13 protein-coding genes are annotated in these 20795 nt (G+C 37.9%); 3 read left to right on the top strand and 10 right to left on the bottom strand.

Features of this window, described 5'->3' with window-relative positions:
- Positions 1-22: 22 nt before the first annotated feature.
- The 5 genes from guaA to porU form a co-directional block, all read right to left on the bottom strand.
- Complete coding sequence (guaA, locus tag ACKTS5_RS17585) at positions 23-1558, bottom strand: glutamine-hydrolyzing GMP synthase (RefSeq protein ID WP_408045239.1); 1536 nt, start codon at positions 1556-1558, stop codon at positions 23-25.
- Between the two features lie 58 nt (positions 1559-1616).
- Positions 1617-2681: a 3-oxoacyl-ACP synthase III family protein gene (locus ACKTS5_RS17580; RefSeq protein ID WP_408045190.1), complete on the bottom strand. Its 1065-nt coding sequence runs from the start codon at positions 2679-2681 to the stop codon at positions 1617-1619.
- Positions 2682-2794: 113 nt separating this feature from the next.
- Positions 2795-3277, bottom strand: a complete 483-nt coding sequence (gene cdd, locus ACKTS5_RS17575) for a cytidine deaminase (RefSeq protein WP_408045189.1) — start codon at positions 3275-3277, stop codon at positions 2795-2797.
- 75 nt (positions 3278-3352) lie between these two features.
- On the bottom strand, positions 3353-4429 hold the full coding sequence (gene porV, locus ACKTS5_RS17570; protein WP_408045188.1) for a type IX secretion system outer membrane channel protein PorV: 1077 nt from the start codon (positions 4427-4429) through the stop codon (positions 3353-3355).
- A gap of 47 nt (positions 4430-4476) precedes the next feature.
- Positions 4477-7875: a type IX secretion system sortase PorU gene (gene porU, locus ACKTS5_RS17565; protein ID WP_408045187.1), complete on the bottom strand. Its 3399-nt coding sequence runs from the start codon at positions 7873-7875 to the stop codon at positions 4477-4479.
- Between the two features lie 192 nt (positions 7876-8067).
- Between porU and gldJ the strand changes: the two genes are divergently transcribed.
- From gldJ to ACKTS5_RS17550, 3 genes are all read left to right on the top strand, one after another.
- Entirely contained in the window at positions 8068-9780 is a 1713-nt protein-coding gene (gldJ, locus tag ACKTS5_RS17560; protein WP_408045186.1) for a gliding motility lipoprotein GldJ, read from the top strand.
- A 61-nt stretch (positions 9781-9841) separates the two neighbouring features.
- Entirely contained in the window at positions 9842-11095 is a 1254-nt protein-coding gene (locus ACKTS5_RS17555; protein ID WP_408045185.1) for a UDP-N-acetylmuramoyl-tripeptide--D-alanyl-D-alanine ligase, read from the top strand.
- Positions 11096-11127: 32 nt separating this feature from the next.
- Positions 11128-11865: a tyrosine-protein phosphatase gene (locus ACKTS5_RS17550; RefSeq protein ID WP_408045184.1), complete on the top strand. Its 738-nt coding sequence runs from the start codon at positions 11128-11130 to the stop codon at positions 11863-11865.
- 50 nt (positions 11866-11915) lie between these two features.
- Here ACKTS5_RS17550 and ACKTS5_RS17545 read toward each other — a convergent pair whose 3' ends face one another.
- The 5 genes from ACKTS5_RS17545 to ccsA form a co-directional block, all read right to left on the bottom strand.
- Positions 11916-14288, bottom strand: coding sequence for a GumC family protein (locus tag ACKTS5_RS17545; RefSeq protein WP_408045183.1), 2373 nt, complete (start codon positions 14286-14288; stop codon positions 11916-11918).
- Between the two features lie 7 nt (positions 14289-14295).
- Positions 14296-15123 (bottom strand): polysaccharide biosynthesis/export family protein, encoded by an 828-nt coding sequence (locus tag ACKTS5_RS17540; RefSeq protein ID WP_408045182.1) that lies wholly within the window; start codon positions 15121-15123, stop codon positions 14296-14298.
- The gene (locus tag ACKTS5_RS17535; protein WP_408045181.1) at positions 15092-16996 is read right to left on the bottom strand and encodes a polysaccharide biosynthesis protein; all 1905 of its coding nucleotides are present in this window, start codon (positions 16994-16996) and stop codon (positions 15092-15094) included. The genes ACKTS5_RS17540 and ACKTS5_RS17535 overlap by 32 nt, the downstream gene beginning before the upstream one ends.
- A gap of 63 nt (positions 16997-17059) precedes the next feature.
- Positions 17060-17575 (bottom strand): DUF2892 domain-containing protein, encoded by a 516-nt coding sequence (locus ACKTS5_RS17530; RefSeq protein WP_408045180.1) that lies wholly within the window; start codon positions 17573-17575, stop codon positions 17060-17062.
- Between the two features lie 55 nt (positions 17576-17630).
- On the bottom strand, positions 17631-20777 hold the full coding sequence (gene ccsA / locus ACKTS5_RS17525) for a cytochrome c biogenesis protein CcsA (RefSeq protein ID WP_408045179.1): 3147 nt from the start codon (positions 20775-20777) through the stop codon (positions 17631-17633).
- Positions 20778-20795: the final 18 nt, after the last annotated feature.

The following is a 20795-nucleotide window of genomic DNA, read 5'->3' as shown; positions in this document are numbered from 1 at the left end:
TTAATTCTTTGTATATGTAACGTTATTCCCACTCAATTGTTGCAGGTGGTTTAGAGCTGATATCGTAAACGACTCTGTTCACTCCTTTTACGTTATTGATAATTTTATTCGATGTTTTTTGTAAAAACTCATATGGCAAGTTCACCCAATCAGCAGTCATACCGTCGGTACTTTCTACCGCTCGGAGTGCAACTACTTTTTCATAGGTGCGTTCGTCACCCATAACTCCAACAGAGTTTACAGGGAGTAGAATAGCTCCTGCTTGCCATACTTTATCGTACAGTCCGTCTTCTTTGAGTCCATTGATAAAAATGGCATCAACTTCTTGTAAGATACGTACTTTTTCAGCGGTAATATCTCCCAAGATACGAATTGCTAATCCAGGTCCTGGAAAAGGATGTCTTCCTAATAGTTCCTTGTCTATCCCCATTGAAGCTCCAACTCTTCGTACCTCGTCTTTAAAAATCATACGGAGAGGCTCAACTACTTTTAACTTCATGAAATCAGGAAGTCCCCCTACGTTGTGATGACTTTTAATGGTTGCCGAAGGTCCACCGTTTACAGATACAGATTCGATTACATCTGGGTAAATAGTCCCTTGTCCTAACCACTTAGCATCTTCAATTTGGTGTGCTTCGTCGTCAAAGACATCGATGAATACTTTTCCGATGGCTTTTCGTTTAGCTTCGGGGTCTGATAAACCGGCAAGCTCGTTTAAAAAGCGTTCTGAGGCATCCACTCCTTTTACGTTGAGTCCCATACCTTCGTATTGGTCGAGAACGGCGGTAAATTCATTTTTCCTCAAAAGGCCATTGTTCACAAAAATACAGTGCAGGTTGCTACCTATAGCTTTGTGAAGTAAGACAGCTGCTACCGTAGAGTCTACACCTCCTGATAAACCGAGAACTACTTTATCATTACCAATTTTAGCTTTTAAGGCCGCAACGGTTTCGTCAACAAAAGAATCTGGGGTCCAGTTTTGGGCCACACCAGCGATGCGTACTAAAAAGTTTTCTAACAGGCGTTTTCCGTCAGTAGAATGGTATACTTCAGGATGGAATTGAATGGCATAGGTAGTTTCTCCTTCAATTTTGTATGCGGCGTTAATTACGTCGTGAGTGCTCGCCAGTAAAACTCCATTAGTAGGAAGGTCTTTGATGGTATCAGAATGGCTCATCCATACTTGACTTCCTTCTTGAATGGCGTCAAAGAATACTTCGTCCTCTTTGATAAACGACAAATTCGCTCTTCCGTATTCTCTGGTATTTGATGGGGCCACAAGACCACCTGAGAAATGAGCTAAATATTGAGCGCCATAACAAACGGCTAATAGCGGTTTTTTTCCGCGAATCTCTGACAAGTCAGGGTGAGGTGCTTCGTCTGAACGAACAGAAGAAGGACTTCCTGATAAAATCACGGCTTTAAAATCGTCTAAGTTAGCGGGAATTTTGTTGAAGGGGTGTATCTCACAATAAATGTTGAGTTCCCTTACACGGCGCGCAATTAACTGGGTATATTGCGATCCGAAATCTAATATAAGTACATTGTGTTGTTGCATCCGCAAAAATAATATTTCCATTTTAGATTTGCGTGCTACCGACTCATTTTTTTTCCTACTAATATTGGTATACGATGGCGTTGATGTTCATTCCTGCTCCGACAGAGGCAAGCATGATAACATCACCTGGTTGCACTTCTTGATCGTCAATTTGACCTCTGAGGACTAAATCTAACAAAGTGGGTACTGTGGCAACACTACTATTCCCGAGTTTGTAGATACTCATAGGCATGATATTCTCTGGTACGGCCATTTTGTACAGGCGATAAAATCGCTTTACTATAGCTTCGTCCATTTTTTCATTGGCTTGGTGAATAAAGATTTTTTTGAGGTCGGTGATAGGGACATTACTTTCATCCAAGGCTGATTTCATGGCTTGAGGTACTCTGGTCAGCGCGAACTCGTATATTTTTCGGCCAAACATTTTGATATAGCGTATAGAAGGATCGTCAGTAGGATTGTACGAACTACCATAGAATAGGTGATAGGCTTCGTCTTTGGCAAAAGTTTGGCTGGCATGGCTTAGGATCCCAGCGCTGCCGTGCTCTTTCTTTTCTACGATACAAGCTCCTGCACCGTCACCGTAGATCATAGAGTCGCGATCGTACTTGTCAATTACTCTCGACAGTGTTTCGGCTCCGATTACCAGCGCTCTTTTTGCGATGCCCGCTTTGATAAATGCTTGGGCTTGAATAACGCCTTGCACCCAACCAGGACATCCGAATAAAATGTCATAGGCAATGCAGTTTGGATTCTGAATTTGTAATAGGTGCTTTACCCGTGATGCTAAGCTCGGGAGTAAATCGCTTTGTACGGTTTGGTGTTTTACATCTCCGAAATTATGAGCAAAGATGATATAATCGATGGTTTCTGGATCAATATTGGCGGTTTCGATAGCTTTTTGAGCGGCAAAAAATCCGAGATCAGAAGTGTTATAAGTCTGTTCCGCATAGCGTCGGGCTTTGATTCCAGTAATATCTTTAAATTTTTCAATGATAATGGGGTTGGAATCGTTGATACTAGACCCGTCAGGAAGTAGGAAATGTTCGTTGTTAAATTGTTCGTTCTTTTTCGTAATAGTTGGAATATAGGTTCCTGTTCCTGTAATAACGGCCTTCATCATTGTACTCGAGTTTACTTGTAAACGTACAAGGACGACAAATTATTTAAGAATAAAAATTAAATTTTAAAAAGAATGGCCATTTTTATGAATATCACAAAAATGGCCATTTATATTTACAGATATGAACTGTCAAATGAAAACGGTAGTAGGGAGAGTAAGGACTCTGTTTTTACAATTTTTCCTACTTCGCCCATGAACAAAACTTCGATGGGTTGTTTTTGATTGATTTCGTATTCCGATAAGGTTTGTCGGCAGGCTCCACAGGGACCTACGGGCTTGTCAACGGTACTCGTGTTAGAAGCCGCGGAAATCGCGATTTTCTTTACGACCATATTCGGATACGTAGAACCTGCTTTCCAGATAGCTACTCGTTCGGCACACATTCCTGAAGGGTAGGCGGCATTTTCCTGATTGTTCCCGCTTACAATTTCTCCAGTTTCCAAAAGAATTGCCGCTCCAACTTGAAAATTAGAATACGGAGCATAGGCCTTGGCTCTAGCTTCAATTGCTGCGTTCATTAGAGTTTGATCACTTTCTGGCATTTGTGAAAGCTCGTCAAAAATTAGTGCTGAGGTAGCAATGTCTATTTTTTTCATAAAGTATAAAGTCGAAAAAAGCCGTCATTTCAGACAGCTTTTATATTTGGTACGAAGTTACTAAAAAAAATTATATTAATAGTCGTCGTAAATTTGTCCTAAATCAAATGATAAAGAGAAACGCAAAGTGTTCTCTAATGGGTTGTTAACATCTGAGGTATTCATCAAGTACGATAAGTCTAAAGAGAATGAACGTGCTTTGAAACCTGCCCCCATTGTAAAATACTGACGGTTTCCTTTGTTTTCACTTTCGTGGAAATACCCCGCTCGTAAGGCAAAGGCTTTGTTGTACAAGTACTCAGCTCCAAGTGCCCAAGTAACTTCTTGTAATTCTTCACTAAAACTACGGTCTCCCAAAGAAGTAAACATTCCATCAAACCAACCACGAGTTGAATTTGGGCTAGAAGGCACTAATAACTTAGTGAATTCTACATTTAATCCTAATAAGTTATAGTCGTCGAAGATAAAGTCAAATCCACCTCCTAATTTTAAGTTGGTAGGAATAAAGCTTTCTGTATTCGGGGTGTAGCTTACTTTTGGTCCGATGTTAGCTACATTAATACCTAAACGGTAACGACCGTTAAAGGTTCCGTAGTTTTCTTCCTCAGAACGATAGTAGGCTGATACATCTACAGCGAATGAGTTTACAGCATCTAAATTATTAGACACATCTAGGTTAGAGTTGATGTATTTTAAACCAACTCCCATAGAAAAGGTTTCACTTAACTTTAAAGAGTAAATACCTGTAATCGCTAATTCGTTCGGATTGATGCTTCCATTAGAGGTTCCCGCATTGTCGCGTAAATCAATTTTCCCAAGTGAGAAATATTTGATGTCTACCCCCCAAGCGGCATTTTCTTTAAAACGGTGAACATACGACAGGTTCCCAGCAAAGATATCGTCTGTTAAATTACGAAGCCATGGCGTGTAATTAAGTCCGATACTGATTTCATTTTCATTAAAGGCAGACTTGGCCGCGTTGTGGAAAATTGAAAAAGCATCCGAAGAAGTAGCAACTCCAATATCTCCCATACCTCCTGCACGTGCATCGGAAGTGATTAATAAAAACGGGGTCGCCGTTGTAATACCTTGCTGAGCTTGCATTTTTATGCATCCAGCAATACATAGTAGAAGGATTGTTAATTTTTTCATTGATGATCTGATTGTTGATGTTGCAAATATATAATTTTACTCATTATCTAGAGTATCACGAGTTTCTCGTATTTCTCGGACACTACATTACTCACGGTTGATTTGACACTCAGTTTGTAAATATACACGCCTTTCCCTAGCTTGTTTCCGAAATCATCTCGGCCGTTCCAGGTTACAGAACGCGACAGATTTCCCGTAGTTTGGGTTGGTTGGAGTATTGTTTTAACTAGCTTCCCCGAAACAGTGAAGATTTGTACTCGCACTTCCAATGGTTCATTGGGTTTGTTGTGATTGAACCAAAACTCCGTGTAATTGACAAACGGATTTGGGTAATTCAACACGTTAGAGAGGGTAAGTCCAGCATCGTTTACAACCACAAAGGTTAACGAAGTCTCAGATGAATTATTGTAAGTATCCCAGGCTTTTATTTTTAAATGGTGTTTTCCTTCACTTAAATTGCGAAGTTTATAGGTGACATTCCCCTTGGTAAAGTCATCGAGTTCGGTTTGATAGTAATCGTTTAAGATAATGGGTTCCGATTCGTTACCGTCCAGTATGGCCACAATATCGTGGTCCACAGCGGTAATGGACGTATTGATTCCACTGATATCTGCTAATTTTAAAACGAGGTTAGGAGAGGCGTTGGTATTTCCGCCCTCAACAAACGATTCGTCGTTCATAAATGCTTGTATTTCTGGTCCTGTTGTATCACTGGGTGCGTTAGGGTTAATCCCACCAACAGTCACGTTGAAATTAGCCCCTCCTTTGTCAATTGCATTATTGTGGGCATACAAACTGACCTTTCCTTTACCGTAGGCAATGCGGATGTCTTTAGGAACGATGAACTCGAAGTTAAAGCGCCCGTTAGTAACGGAGGCCTTACCACGGAATAATTTGCTTTCCTGAGAATCGAATTGATTGATTACCCCGAAACCGTCGTTATCTAGGGTTTGTTTTATAATTGATTTATCAAAAATAGTCGTGAATAGGGTTCCGTTAAAGTTGTTGAGCGGCGTATTGCTGGCATCGGTAACTACTCCTTCAAATCGGACACGTGACAGCGCTTTCATCGTATCGATGGCCACTGACATGTCTTTCCCGTTCATTTTTGTCAAGAGGATATTGGGTTCAGGAATAGCGAGTTCCATAGCTGGGTCTCCGAAGTAAAATATAAAGTACTTTTGATTGCTGCTGGTAACGTTTTTTGCCTTGACTAAATTTTGGGCAATGCTTCCGCCATTTCTTTCAAAATCCAGAACAAATTTCACCAATTCTTTATTAAAGCGTTCCCCCGTAGAAATATAGACATCTCGAGTTGTCGTAATCATACTCACGGCTCCACCTCGTGGGTTTCGGAAAAGTTTTTCTCCCGCAGTTGTTCTCAGCGGATTGTCAAATCGAGAAAACTCACAGGTCACTGTGATGAATAAGGGCAGTGTTTGGCTGTTGTTGAGTGCGTCAATTTGTGGGATTTCTAATAATCGTTCATCGGCTAAACCATCTTCTCCTCCATGACCAAAGTAATCAAACACCAGGGTTCCATTCTCGATAGCATTACTCACGGCATTTTTAACCTGAGGATAGCGTTCACCACCCGATGAGTTTTCTTGTTTAAAAGCGTCGGCGTATAATTTGTTTACATTGAAAATAGGCTGATGTTTTCTGATGGAATCTGCGACTTCCTCCAAGCCTGCTTGTAGTGTTTTATCGGCATCTTGGTCAATATCATCAGCGAGTAACGTTACATTTTGTCGCCAGTCTCCAAGCGCCTGTTGACTGTAATAACTCAATATTTTGTCGATAACAACGCGGGCTTCTTGCGGATTATTCACAGGAATTCTTCCAGAGGCTACGTCAATTCCGTCACTGGTAACCATTCCACCATCGGTAGCGTCGAGCATTACATAATAATCATCGGTAACATAAGAGGATACTAAGTCAAAACTTTCCCGAGCGTGAAATGTGGGGACTAAATTGTTATTGTTCGTGAGTCTGTTTTTATAATCGTAAGACGAGTCTCCTAAAAAACAAACGTATTTTAATTTTTTCGAAGTAGAAGAATGGTCATAGAGAAATTTAATAAAATCTCGAATACCGGTAACATCAGGTGAGCCCGATGAAAACTCGCGATAAATTTGATACAATGGAATAACAGCCGTTGCTAAACTAGCATTTTTTCGGTGATGATCCGCTAATCGTTGTCCTTGGGCAAGCAGTGAATTATGGGTGATCACGAGGTATTCTATGTTCGACAAGCCGTGTAAATTTTGATTTGGTATTTGCGCTTGCTCTTCTCTGTTGGGACTGTAGGTGTCACTGAGGTTAACTGCCACGTATTCTTTTAAGCTACCACCAGCAGCTGTAAATTGGAAGTTTGTAGCGCTTCCTGTGTTTTGAAGTGCACCGGCGTTGTATGGAGTTGTTACGTCCCAAACGGCAAAAACTTGGCTGCTGTTTTGCAGGCTATAGGCAACGGTTCCTGCTGCAGCCTGGGCTGCGATATTTCTGAAATTAAACTGTCGGGTACCTCCTTCTAGCCGCTTTTTTCCCGTAATTTCTATATAATCCAAATAGGCTTTTGCGGAAGGAAGTCCGTTGTTATTGTAATTTAAGTCTATGCTAATTCGGGAGTTGGTGCTTGCAGCAATGGTCCCTGTTACGGTATTGGCTGAAGCCAGCTGGCTACCAGCAGAAGTAGAGGCTGGGGCAAAAGTTAAGGGCGCAATTGTATTTCCGTTTGCCGAAACGCTCATCGATGAACTCAGAGAAGAAATAGCTACCGCTCTAATTTTGATATTCACCGTGCTTCCTGGAAGTTGATTGGGAAAGTCCAACTCGAATCGCTGTGAGTTTTGAAAACTAAAATCTTCACCAAACCAAGCTCTTCCGACAGCAAAGAGGTTGCGTTCTTCTTTTTCGTAAAAGAGTCGACCGTCGTAATCGGTATAAGAGGCTACTGGAGTTCCGGGTACTACTGGGAGATTTTGAATGCGCTTCCCTGGTTGATTTGCCAAGCGTATATAATAATAGGACTTGTCGGAATAAATATTTTGACGGTGTTCTTGAGTCGCGGGGGCAAAATTTAGATTCCAATCGTGGGGCCCCTGGCCGTAAAACAAAATAAAATCATCTGAATCGAAGCGTCCGTCAGCTTCTCCCTGGACATAAATGGCATTTTCCTGTAAATCTTGAGGGCGGGCTTCAGCGAGTCGTTCCGGAAGCATGGCACCACCATTACCGTATATTTGGAGTTGCTGTGGGTTGATGGCATTGACATCGATTCCTAAACCTTGAAGGAAATTGCGGTCAATTTTATAAACGCCTGATTTGGAGATGGAAAATTGATACCAACGACCATCGGCCAAAACAGATCTGGTCTGTGAAAAGCTACTCCAAGAGAATAGCAACAAAAAAATTAAACTTCGAAGCTTCATAATACGTGACAAAATAACGAATTTTAACGTTAGTTATTTTAATCTTTTTATTAGATTCGTCATAATAAAGTATAAAAACTATCGTTTCAACTCTAGCAAATACCGTGTTTTAATTTCGATTGTATTTGAAAATAAAAATGAATTTAGTTGTAAGAAGTGAGAAATATTGTAAATTGCAGCACCCTTAAAAATAGTTAAAAATACATGAAAAGTACGTTAAAATTATTAAGTTTAGTAGCCATCACAGGATTGTTGGTTGCCTCTTGTAGCAGTAGGAGAGGCGGTTCATCATCGCAATCTTCCCTCACTGGATGGAACTTTAATGACCCTAATTACGGAGGTTTTTTAAAGGGGAAGTACAAAGAAGGAAATAATGTTCCTCCTGGTATGGTACATATTGAAGGAGGTACCTTTACCATGGGATTGGTACAGGATGATGTTATGTTTGATTGGAATACCACCCCAAGACAAATGCACGTACGTTCATTTTATATGGATGAAGTTGAGGTAACGAATTCTGAATACGGTTTATTCATGCAATATACCAAAGCAGTTTTCCCACCAGAAGAGCCACAATACAAACACATTTACGCGTCAATTCTTCCAGATACCCTTGTATGGAGAAAAGGATTGGGGAATACCAATTTATTATCAGAAAGTTATTTGCGTCACCCGTCGTATGCTGAGTATCCAGTTGTTGGAGTTAGCTGGCTTCAGGCGAACAAGTTCTGTAAATGGCGTACCAATGCAGTAAACCTTGATATTTTAATGAAGAAAGGGATCATTAAAAATATCTTTAAAGAAGATTCACTCGCTTTCCAAGGAAAAAATAACTTCGATACCGATGCGTATTTAACAAATCCTTACGCCTTATTTGAAGGAGATTCTACAATCTATAAAAAAGGATTGCCTGTACCGCGTAAAAAAGGAGAGCCAAAACCAGTAAAAGGTGCTTTTACCGGAAGACACGTAACTTCTACAGATGGTATTTTATCGCAAAAATTCAGATTACCAACAGAAGTGGAGTGGGAATACGCTGCAAAAGCAACGTTTGAAAATCGTGAATACAACAATATCCGCGGAAGAAAAAAGTACGCGTGGAACGGAAAGTACACCAGAGATAGAGATAAGAGAAGAAGAGGAGATCAATTAGCGAACTTCAAGCAAGGTAAAGGAAACTATTCAGGTATTGCTGGATGGAGTAGTGATGGTTCGGATATTCCAAATGCCGTTCGCAGTTATCCACCAAATGCTTTCGGATTATACGATATGTCAGGAAACGTAGCAGAATGGGTAGAGGATGTTTACCGTCCAATTATCGATTCAGAGGCGAATGACTTTAATTATTTTAGAGGTAATATCTTTACAAAGAAATTAATTAACGAAGACGGTAAAGTGGTTATCGTTGGAGATGAGTTAGGAGAAATAGAATACGATACTCTTGAAAATGGGCGTATCATTCCTAAAGACTTACCAGGTAGTGTAAAGTACATTCCGATTACGAAAGAAGATACCTACATGCGTAGAAATTATAACTTGGCAGATAACTCTAGTTTAGGAGACGGTGATCAAGCTTCTTCTAAGTTCTACGAGTTAGACAAGGACCAATTAACAGGGAAGCCACGAATGTATAATTCACCTACAAAGCCCGAAGCTGAAAAAGATTCTTTAGGTCGTGTAATTAATAATTACAAGTACGACGATAAGAAGAGAACTACTTTGATTAGTGATCAGTCACGTGTGTTTAAGGGAGGTTCTTGGGCCGATAGAGAATATTGGTTAGATCCAGCACAGAGAAGATATTTCCCAGAGTATATGTCGACGAACTACATTGGATTCCGATGTGCGACTGACAAGATGGGACCAATGATGATGAACAAGCGTAAAACTGCTACGCCTCGTTATCAAAATAAATAAGAATACACTTAAAGAGTTATAAAAACCCCATTATTAAATGGGGTTTTTTTATTTTTACAATATGAAGATAGAACAACTTTATGAGCTGTATAAGCAGTCGTATACGGTGAGTACCGATACTCGTAGCATTGCTCCAAAGAGTGTGTTTTTTGCCTTGAAAGGAGCTAATTTTAACGGAAATAAATTTGCTTTAGAAGCCTTGGAAAAAGGGGCTAGTTATGCCGTTGTAGATGAGGAAGCATATGCCAATCATCCGAACATAGTATTCGTCAAAGATGTCTTGCTATGTTTACAGGAACTTGCCAATTATCACAGAGAGCAATTGGCGATTCCGATTATTGGTTTGACCGGAAGTAATGGAAAAACGACTTCGAAAGAGTTGATGCATGCAGTTTTAAAGCAGCGCTATAGGGTAGGAGCTACGAAAGGGAATTTGAACAATCATATAGGGGTGCCCTTAACCCTGCTCCAATTTACACCTGAGTTAGAAATAGGGATTGTAGAGATGGGCGCAAATCACCATAAGGAAATTGAATTGTTAGCGTCTATTGCGGCTCCTGATTATGGATTTATAACCAATTTCGGGAAAGCGCATTTGGAGGGCTTTGGATCCGAAGAAGGTGTAGTTGAAGCGAAGTCGGAACTCTATGAGTTTTTGAGAGCTCATCAGCGAAAGGTAATCGTAAATCCTGCTGACAAAAAACAATTGGATCGCACAGAAGGAATGGATCGTATCATGTTTGAGGACAGCGTTGAGTACAAAGGCGCGAATCCGTTTGTGACTATAGGTTTCGACGGTGTAAGCTTTGAAACAAAATTAATAGGAGCTTATAATTTTACCAATATTGCGGCTGCGATTACTTTAGGAACAATTTTTGATGTTTCACCTAAGGCTATTATCGCGGGCATTCAAGGATATATTCCTGAAAACAATCGTTCGCAGGTGATTCAAAAAGGAACTAATACCATTGTATTGGATGCCTACAATGCCAATCCTACCAGTATGGAGTCCGCATTGAAAAGTTTTGCGCAATTAGAAGCGGAACGAAAGGTGGTAGTGCTAGGCGATATGTTTGAGTTGGGAGCTCAGAGTGCGGAAGAGCATCAGGCTATAGCAACACTAGCAGCTAGTTTCCAGTTCGATCATGCCTTTTTGGTAGGGGCTCATTTTTCAGAGGTCGATACAGACTTGGAGCAATTGAAGAATTTTGAAGAATTAGAAACTGTATTAACTACCCAAAAAATCGAGCAAACGACCTGGTTAATAAAGGGGTCGAGAGGAATGGCTCTGGAACGTGTTTTAGAGCTTGTTTAAATCAATAAAAACTTACTTATAATATTAGTGTTATGTTTTTTCTAAAAAAGAAAGAAATCCCGTTAAATGAAGTTTTTGATGTGGAATTTGTAGATATCCATTCACACTTACTTCCGGGAATTGACGATGGTGCGAAAGACATGGATCATTCCATTGCATTGATAGAAAAAATGATCTCTTACGGGATTACAAAGTTTATCACAACACCACACGTTTTGGGTGATGTATATCCAAATTCTACGGCGCTTATTCAGGAAAAGGCTGAGGAAGTGAGAACAGAATTGAAGAAAAGAGGTATAGAAGGAATCTCATTTCGAGCTGCTGCGGAATACATGATGGATGAACAGTTTGTTGAACGTCTAAAGCAAAAAGATTTACTGACCTTGAAGGACAATAAAATCTTGGTTGAGATGTCTTATTTTAATGCGCCTTATAATTTGTTTGACATCTTATTTGAAATACAATTACAGGGATATAAACCTGTATTAGCACATCCAGAGCGCTATAATTTTTACCATCGTGATTTCCAAATGTATTACAAACTGAAAAAAGCGGGTTGTTTATTTCAGTTAAACTTGTTGTCTTTAACGGAACAATATGGGAAAGGGGTACAGAAAACTGCGCAACAGCTATTAAAAGAGAATTTGTATGACTTTGTCGGTACAGATACCCATCACAACAATCACTTGAAACTATTGCAGAAAATAGGGGATAAAAAGACGGTCAAACAAATTGAACATTTGATAAAAAACAATGCCTCATTTCAATAAAAAAAAAGAAGCTAATTTTTGAATTAGCTTCTTTTTTTATTGTGATTGTTTTACGATCTATCGAATAGTTTTTTATACCATGGTGTACCAATTTCATCGGCAACACCGTATCCGTATCCGTAACCGTATCCATAACCGTATCCATAACCACGCTTTAAATCAGTATCATTTAATATGATTGCGAGGTTCGGTAACTTTTTGTCGTTATACAATGTTTGTGGAACAATTAACATACGCTTATCTAAATAATTAGCTCGTGTTACATAAAGTACCAAATCTGAATATTTAGAAATTAATAAGGTATCCGTCACTAAATTCACAGGAGCGGTATCGATTATTACGTAGTCGTATTGATTTTTTAATTCATCGAACATCTCTTTGATTTTATTCGTCATCAGAAGTTCTGCTGGGTTTGGTGGTATGGCACCAGAAGCGATGATGTCAAGTTTTGGGATTTCAGGAATACTAAATTTCAAAGAATCCAACGTGATTTCATCATTGGTAATAAAATTAGTTACCCCTTTTCTGTCTGGAATCTCTAGGTACTCTGTAATTTTTGGAGCACGTAAATCCAATCCAACTAATACCACGCTTTTACCTGATAAAGATAAAGAGGCTGCTAAGTTAATAGACGTAAATGATTTTCCTTCTCCACTTGTGGTTGAGGTAACGAAAATTGTTTTTCCAAATTTTTCATCTGCATTTGATAGCATAAAATCCAAATTGGTACGAATCAAACGGAAGGCTTCAGCCGTACTTGACCTAGCTCCCGCATTAATAACGATTTTTTCTTTGGTCTCAGAATGCGGAACATCTCCTAGGAAAGGAATGTTAGTTAATTCCTCAATATCTTTTTTCGTATGAACTTTCGTGTCTAATAAATCTTTTAAGTAAATTATAACGAAGGGAACTACTAGACCGATAAGGATAGCAGCTAGGAAAATGATCTTTTTCTTAGGACTAACAGGTATATTAGAACTATATGCGGAGTCAATAATTTTCGCATTAGGAACTGCAGTTGCTGTTAACGATATGGCAGTTTCTTCTTTTTTCTTTAAAAGATAAGAGTATAAACCTGCAATGATCTTTTGCTGACGTGCGATATCAAGAAAATCTCTTTCTTTTGCTGGGATAGAAGAAATTTTAGAGCTGAATGTCCTTGATTCTCTATTAAGATTATTCAAATTAATTTGAAGTAACTTTTCTCTGTTCGAAATACTCTTTTTTAATGACGATTTGACCTTGGCAATATTCTCGCTGAGTTCAATCACAAGAGTGTTCTTTTCTCCTGCACTTTTGAGAAGACGTTTACGTTGTAATACTAGTTTATTGTATTCGTATATTGATTTCGAGATATTGGGGTCATCCAATCCGAGATTGGAAGGTAATAAATCATAACCCTCATCAATCTCATCATTTAAGGCTTTCACCAAATTGAGCTGTGTTGATGCTTCAATTAATTTTTCTCTGTTAACACTATTTGTTTTTAACATTATTTCAGATTCAGATTCTATATCCGTAATCTTGTTCTCGTCTTTAAATCTTTTAACATTATCATCTAGTTTGCCGAGTTCTTTTGAAACACTTTCTAAACGATCAGCAATAAAAACACTCGTTCTTTCGGAAACTTCCTTTTTGTCATTGATAGCGTCTTCATTGTATTGTGATATTAATTGATTCAAAATATCTTCTGCTTTCTTTCGAACAGCAGACTTTAGTCCCATTTTAACAACACTTGATTTTTTATTGATAGAGCTAACATTAATAGCGCTCCTGTAATAATCAATTACCGCATCGATTGGCTTAATTGTAATTTTAATAGTCTTTCCAATCTGCTTCTCAGTGAGGTAAGAAGTACTTTTTATATGAATCTTAGACGGGTCTATATTTTCTGTTGTGGTGTCAAAAGGTATTATATCTGATTCTTCACCTGATGTTTTGATGGTTTTATAGGTTGAATTTGATACAATATTCACAAAAAATGTAGTATCCTTTTTGATTTTTGGGAAATTAATCAGGTTTAAAGGGCTGTTATTGTATAGTTCAGATTCCTTAATTCTGGCTTCAGTGAGATAAGTCACCGTTAAATTAAGCTTTTTTACTACTTGAGTTATTAACTTTCGAGACTTTATAATTTCTATTTCATTGTCTATATTTTTACTTGATCCTCCTACAATACCAAGATCTTCAAAAGCGGCCAACTCTTCAGATAAACCTCCTTTTTTATCGTTTTTAATTAGTATTGTAGACGAAGCAGCGTATTTTGGTGTAGAATACCTAAGGAAAAGAAAAGCTCCAGAAAGTGCTAAAAAAATACCCAAAGCAAACCATTTCCAGTGTATCATGTACTTTTCAAGCTCTGCTCGTATATTTATCGTCTCATTTTCTTTTATCTTATGAGTCGTATATTGGTCTTTTTTCATGGTTAAATTAACGTGTTAATACTGAAATTAATGCTACTAGTACAGATCCGATAGAAATAAAAAGCCCTGTATTTTGATTATATGAAGCAGACTGTGATGCCGCTCTATTCGGTTGTACGTATACAATGTCATTCTGTTGCAAGTAGTATGCAGGTGAAGTGAATAGTGTATTAGAGCGTAAATCAATATCATAAGTTTTAATTTTTCCAGCCTCTTCTCTTTTTACCTGAATATTTCGTTTCCCTGATATATTTAAATCGCTTGCGAGTCCGATTGCCTGAAGCACAGTAATACGTTCGTTAGGAATAGTATAGGTACCTGGTTTTTTAACATCACCTAAGATAGTAACAGAGAAATTAGAAATCCTTACAATTATTGTTGGATTCTTAATATAATCAGGAACAAGTCGCTTTTTTAAATATTGAATTAATTCTTGTCTACTAAGACCTCCAACTTTTATCGATCCCAATACGGGGAAATCAATATTACCGTTATTGTCAACTAAGTATTCTTGTTGCCTAGGAGTACCAATAATGTTATTCGTCGTTGTAGAATACGCTACGGCAGGGAGATTGAATGGTTTGGCAGCCTCCAAGTCAACAGAGGAAACTGTAATTTGTAATAAATCTGCTGGTTTAATGACTGTTTTGTAACTATTAGAAAACTTTTCTTGATCAATTTTATCATTTTGAAAGTAAACAATGTCCTTTTTAGGAACACAAGATGAAAGTATTGCTATTACTGAGAATAAAACAATTTTTTTGACTTTTTGCATTTGTTGAAATTTTTGCGAAAGTAGTGATTTAATTTTTGATTTTGGTGTCCAATTTTTCATAAACAGAATTGTTAGAAATGTATTCTGGAACAATCTCTTTCATTAATTGAACACACCTATTTGCTGTTGTATCTTCGTATTGTTTACAAAGGTTTAATATTTTCTTTTCGGTTTCCTCATAGTCGAGCTGTTGAACTTTAGCTATCATAATTTTTTCATGGTAAGTTGGGGTTGTATTTTCACCATTTGCGAGTAGCTCTTCATAAAGTTTTTCTCCTGGTCTCAACCCGGTAATTTTGATATCAATATCCTCCGGGTATCTAAGTCCTGAAAGATTAATCATCCGTTTAGCGATATCATAAATTTTAACAGATTCGCCCATATCAAAAATGTAAATTTCTCCACCATTTCCCATGGTTCCTGCTTCTAGAACTAGTCTACATGCTTCAGGAATGGTCATAAAATAACGAGTAATGTCTTTATGCGTAACAGTTAAAGGTCCTCCATTTTCAATTTGTTTCTTAAATAAAGGAATGACAGAACCATTAGACCCCAAAACGTTTCCAAATCGGGTAGTAGTAAATTTAGTATTATGATTTTCGTTATTATTTAAACAACCTATGTACATTTCAGCTATGCGTTTTGTTGCCCCCATTACATTGGTTGGGTTTACGGCTTTATCTGTAGAAACCATAACGAAACGTTCTACGGAATGTTTTATTGCGAGATCAGCAATGTTTTTAGTGCCACCAATGTTTATTTTAACAGCTTCATACGGGCTAAGTTCCATTAGTGGTACATGCTTATAGGCAGCAGCATGGAATACTTTATGAGGTTTGTATGTAGTAAAAATCTCATCCATTCGATGAATATCTCTAACATCTGCAACTATTGCGGTAAAGTTTTTCCGGTTTTTTTGAAACAATTCTTGTTGTAAATCATATAAGGGAGATTCAGATTGATCTACCAAAATTAATTGCTGACAATTGTATTCACTTAACTGTCTCGATATTTCTGAACCAATAGAGCCTGCTGCTCCCGTGACCAATACTACTTTTTTATCTACATCACGTTTGACGATAGGATTGTCGATGGAAATAGGTTTTCTATTTAACAAATCCTCAATTCTTACTTGTTTTATTTGATTGGCTTCAAAATCCCCGTCAATCCATTTTGTTAAAGGAGGGACAATCTTAATACTGACACCGAGTTCGAATAAACGATCAGTTAACACTAGAAGTTTATCAGATTTGATATTTTGGATAGAGATAATGATTTCGTCAATTTCTTTCTTTTTGATGAAATCTAAATCTATAGTCGAACTATCATAAATTTTTATTCGATTAATCTTTTTGCCGATTTTCTTATCGTTATCATCGATGAAACCAACAACTTGATAGTTGTTTTTGGTATCGCGATTTAGTGCTCCATAAGTAATCATACCTGAATCTCCTGCACCGTAGATTAAGACGTTAGTTATTTCATTCAAATCCGATGAAATAATTTCAAAGAAAGCTTTGAAAATATACCTGCTGATTACTAAAACTAGTACAGATATGAGATAATGGATAATAACAATTGACTTTGGTATGGTGAAGTTAGGTATCAGTTTAAAGGTTGAGTTAAACAATACAAAACTGATAACCATCATGGATAATAAGGTAACCCCCACAAAGACATTGAAAGCATCTCTGGTTCCTGTATGTCTAATAATTCCTCTGTAAGATCCTACGGTTAAAAAACTTATAAAAGCTATGGATGCAACAAATGGAATTTGTATGTATAAATCCTGAACATTAAAATTCAACGATGCATTAAACCGAACGGTATATGCCAGAACAAAAGAAATACATACTAAAACAATATCTATTCCTAATACAACCCACTTTGAAGCGTATTTGTCTATTAATTTAAAAAAAAGAGATCTAATCATTTATTTAGGCCTAACTGTGTAAATGTACAAATTATATTGGATAAGGGGTTGCAGTGTAGGGGGTTATATTTTTTTTAGTTGCTGTTTCATCATTTGCATTTGTTCTTTTAACATTCCGTGTTTGTCTAGTTTTTTTGCTTCATTCATAAGCGTAGTCGCTTCTCGTTTTCTGCGCTTGGTCATAGCGATACCCGCTAATTGAAGCTTTGCCATGGCTAAATCGTGGTCCATTGCTAATCCGAGTTTGATAGCCTTCTTTAAAAATTTCTCCGCTTTGGTGATATTGGTTTGAGAAAGCATAATTCCGTGAAGGTAATTATAATAACCTTCCTGTTTCTGAATCAATGCCGCACTAGGATTTTTAATGCGGTTTAACCACTGCTGAGCACCTTCAAAATCCTGACTTCTTAACTTGATAAAAGCCATTAAGATGAATTCATTCTTAAAATAAAAGAATACGAAAATCCCCGCCAATAAAAGCAAGGCGATTCCATTTCCTATTTCTCCTTGGCTAAATTGGTAAATGGCATATCCTGTTATTAAGGCTGCGATGGCTAGTTTTATATTTTTATGAAACATAGTTACAATTCTTTTTTGTTAAAGCGCAAAAGTACGTTTTTTATGAAACTTCATTTTATTTCTTGTAAAATTTTTGATGCTTATACCAAGCAGCAATTCCTACTATTATTACAAACCCTATCGAATAATATACAGATGAAGGCGTAATTACCCTATCTCCACTTGCATAAGAATGCAATCCTGACAAGTAGAAGTTTACTCCGAAAAAGGTAAACATGATGGCGTAAAATCCGATAATTGACCACAAGTTAAAGGTGTAACGCGATCGTAATCCGGGAATTAAGCGCATGTGTAGTATAAAGGCGTAAACCATAATAGAGACCAGTGCCCATGTTTCTTTAGGATCCCAACCCCAATAGCGCCCCCAACTTTCGTTGGCCCACATTCCACCTAAAAAGTTTCCTATGGTCAACATCACGAGCCCAACGGTCATAGCCATTTCGTTGATGACAGTAAGTTCTTTAATTCGTTCTTCCATTGTTTTGCGATTAGCTTTGGTAGTTGCTATGATTAAGAACATGGCAAATACCCCTAAAATCATGGCCATCGCAAAGGGTCCGTAGCTCGCAACAATAACCGAAACGTGTACGTACATCCACCATGAGTTTAACACAGGAACTAGGTTGGCAATTTCTGGGTCTAACCAGTTTTGGTGAGCGAATCCTAAAATGATCGCGGTTAGGAAGGTGGTAGCTGTAATCGTTAAAGACGACTTTCTTCCAATTACCAATGCGAAAAACATGGTGGCTAAGCCCACAAATATGACAGCTTCATAGGCATTACCCCAAGGAGCATTCCCACTGATGTACCAACGTGCACCCAATCCTAAAGCGTGTACGGTTGTTATTACCATAACGAGATAGATCATTATTTTAACGGCTTTATTAACCCACTTTTTGTTGGATAAAATTTGGAAGAACACCAATAAAAACAACAGGGCACTTACCACAGCATATACTTTCGATAGATTGACGAAAATATTTGATTTGTTATAAGCAATTTCTAAATCGATTTTCTCTTGCGAAGGCATTACTTCCGATCCGTGCTTGCGTTGGAATCTTTTGATCCCGTCTAGCATTTTGTTAGTTTCAGTATAGTCTCCCGATTTTTTTGAAGCTTGCAATAATTGCAAATATACCGGTAATGACTGACGAACAAAAACCGAATCAGTTCCTTTAAAATTAGCTTGAGCAGTTTCAGGTTGTGAAACCCATTTGTTGTTTTCATCATTAGGAATTGGGAATATGCGAAGCATACCTCCTCCCAAAGCTTGTGATAACAACCAAACGCGTTTTTCAATTTTAATAACGTCCTTTTCGAATTTGTTTTGAATTTTTTTCTTTTGAGCCTCTATGACGAGTTTGTCAAGTTTCCTCGCTCCAGTAGGGGTGTAAAAGTCTATGAATCGAGCGTATTTTGCATCTTTGTCTACACCGAGCACTTCACGAATCTGTGTATTCCCTCTTTCTAGATAGATAAAGGGAACATTTAGCCAAAACATCGGGTTTTCTGTGATCGATAAGAACACTTGGCTCGGGTCCATGCCTCTGAATTTTTCTCCCTGCGACACCTTTCTTACGAGTTCGGAAGCAAAGGTATGGGCAGGTTTCATCCTTCCTCCTGCATCTTGAATAACAAGGGTGCTGAAAAGATCAGAATGTTCCTTACTCACAGTATTGGCTTTAAAAATAGAGTCTATTTGAGCTTCTGTTAGTGCTTTTGGAGCATGTGTGCTTCCGTGTTGTGCAAAAGTCAACGTTGAAAAGACTACTAATAATAGGGTTAAAGCACTTTTTTTCTTTTCTATTTTAGCAAGCGCCTTTTTGAGGTGGTCAAATCGAGTACCTTTCACAAACAGACCGGCAAGCAAACCGAAAAATAACATGAAATATCCTATATAGGTAATCCAAGTACCCCAAAAATCGTGGTTTACAGAAAGGTGAGTTTGTTCGTGCTCTCCTTCAATTTTATAACTCGATTGGAAAAACTTGTAGCCTTGGTAATCTAAAATATGATTCATGAAAATACGGAAATCAAAGGTTTCTTCAGGACTGATAACGGTGATCTCACTCGCAAAGGCAGCAGCACTTTCAGATCCTGGATATTTTTCTAATTGGAAATCGTTGAGCTTAATTTTAAATGGTGTTTGTAGTTGCTTAGACCCGTACCAGGCTCTAAAGTTTAGCTCACCGATGCTAAAATTTTCTTGATTGTCAACATTGAATTGCCCTCCGTAAAAAGTAACGCGTTTTGTCTCGCCGTTGGCGGTGATGTCAAAAACGACAGTATCGTATTTTGTCTTGTCTTTTTTACCTCTCAAGGTTTGCATACCTCCTTTTTCAGGTGTTTTAGGAACTACAAACTGCAATCCACCTACGTTGTGCAGGGTTAGGTATTGAAAATGGTGTAAACTGTCTTTTACAATGGCTCCCTTCTTTTGGTCAGCCATTCTAAACCAATCACCATCGCTTTTAGCTTTTAATTTTAAACTTCCGTTATCGTATTTGAAGTTGATATTTGCATTGTCTTCTGGAGCATCAAACCCGACTAGTATATTGTGAATGTTTTCGATGGTTCCTCTTTTAATGTAGTGCTCATGTCTTGATCCAGAGGAACTTTCCACCAAAAAGAGATGTTCAACACCATTGTCATCGACTACGAATTTGCGTTCTGACCACGGAATGTAGTTTACGAGTTTGAAGTCAATAGTATGGGCTTTGTCTTCAGGTGTCGGTTGGAATACTTCGTTAAAAGCAACCTCATTGGTACCCCACGCAGATAATAGTAGTTTGTTCGCCGTCGCTTTTTGAAATTTACTATTATCAATAATCACGTTCAAGTAGTTCGTGTCTGAGTAAAAAGTGTCAGTAGCCTCTCCTTCATCAATAATCATGATTCCTTCATAACTGATATACCTAGTGATTCCTGCACCAATTAAGATGAAAAGGAAGGCAATGTGAAATAGAAATACAGCCCACTTTTCTCTTTTGTAGAGGCGGTATCTAAAAATATTTCCGAAAAAGTTAATTACAAAGAATATCATGATAACTTCAAACCACCACGTGTTGTAAACGAGGGCTTTAGAAGTTTGAGTTCCGTAGTCATTTTCAATAAACGTTGCAATCCCCATTGCAGCAGCGTATACCAAAAATAAAACGGCCATCAGTTTTGTTGAGTAGAGTATATTTAGGATTTTTTTCATCGGTAAATTTGATAAGAA

The sequence above is a fragment of the Tenacibaculum litopenaei genome (assembly GCF_964514025.1).
Lineage (GTDB): Bacteria > Bacteroidota > Bacteroidia > Flavobacteriales > Flavobacteriaceae > Polaribacter > Polaribacter litopenaei.
This window is presented reverse-complemented; position numbering and strand designations above follow the sequence as displayed.

Coding starts and splice junctions, on each gene's coding strand:
- ACKTS5_RS17555 (WP_408045185.1), top strand. CDS start 9,842: ATGAAGATAGAACAACTTTATGAGCTGTATAAGCAGTCGTATACGGTG.
- ACKTS5_RS17530 (WP_408045180.1), bottom strand. CDS start 17,575: ATGTTTCATAAAAATATAAAACTAGCCATCGCAGCCTTAATAACAGGA.
- ccsA (WP_408045179.1), bottom strand. CDS start 20,777: ATGAAAAAAATCCTAAATATACTCTACTCAACAAAACTGATGGCCGTT.
- ACKTS5_RS17580 (WP_408045190.1), bottom strand. CDS start 2,681: ATGATGAAGGCCGTTATTACAGGAACAGGAACCTATATTCCAACTATT.
- ACKTS5_RS17550 (WP_408045184.1), top strand. CDS start 11,128: ATGTTTTTTCTAAAAAAGAAAGAAATCCCGTTAAATGAAGTTTTTGAT.
- porV (WP_408045188.1), bottom strand. CDS start 4,429: ATGAAAAAATTAACAATCCTTCTACTATGTATTGCTGGATGCATAAAA.
- cdd (WP_408045189.1), bottom strand. CDS start 3,277: ATGAAAAAAATAGACATTGCTACCTCAGCACTAATTTTTGACGAGCTT.
- gldJ (WP_408045186.1), top strand. CDS start 8,068: ATGAAAAGTACGTTAAAATTATTAAGTTTAGTAGCCATCACAGGATTG.
- ACKTS5_RS17535 (WP_408045181.1), bottom strand. CDS start 16,996: ATGATTAGATCTCTTTTTTTTAAATTAATAGACAAATACGCTTCAAAG.
- ACKTS5_RS17545 (WP_408045183.1), bottom strand. CDS start 14,288: ATGAAAAAAGACCAATATACGACTCATAAGATAAAAGAAAATGAGACG.
- ACKTS5_RS17540 (WP_408045182.1), bottom strand. CDS start 15,123: ATGAAAAATTGGACACCAAAATCAAAAATTAAATCACTACTTTCGCAA.
- guaA (WP_408045239.1), bottom strand. CDS start 1,558: ATGCAACAACACAATGTACTTATATTAGATTTCGGATCGCAATATACC.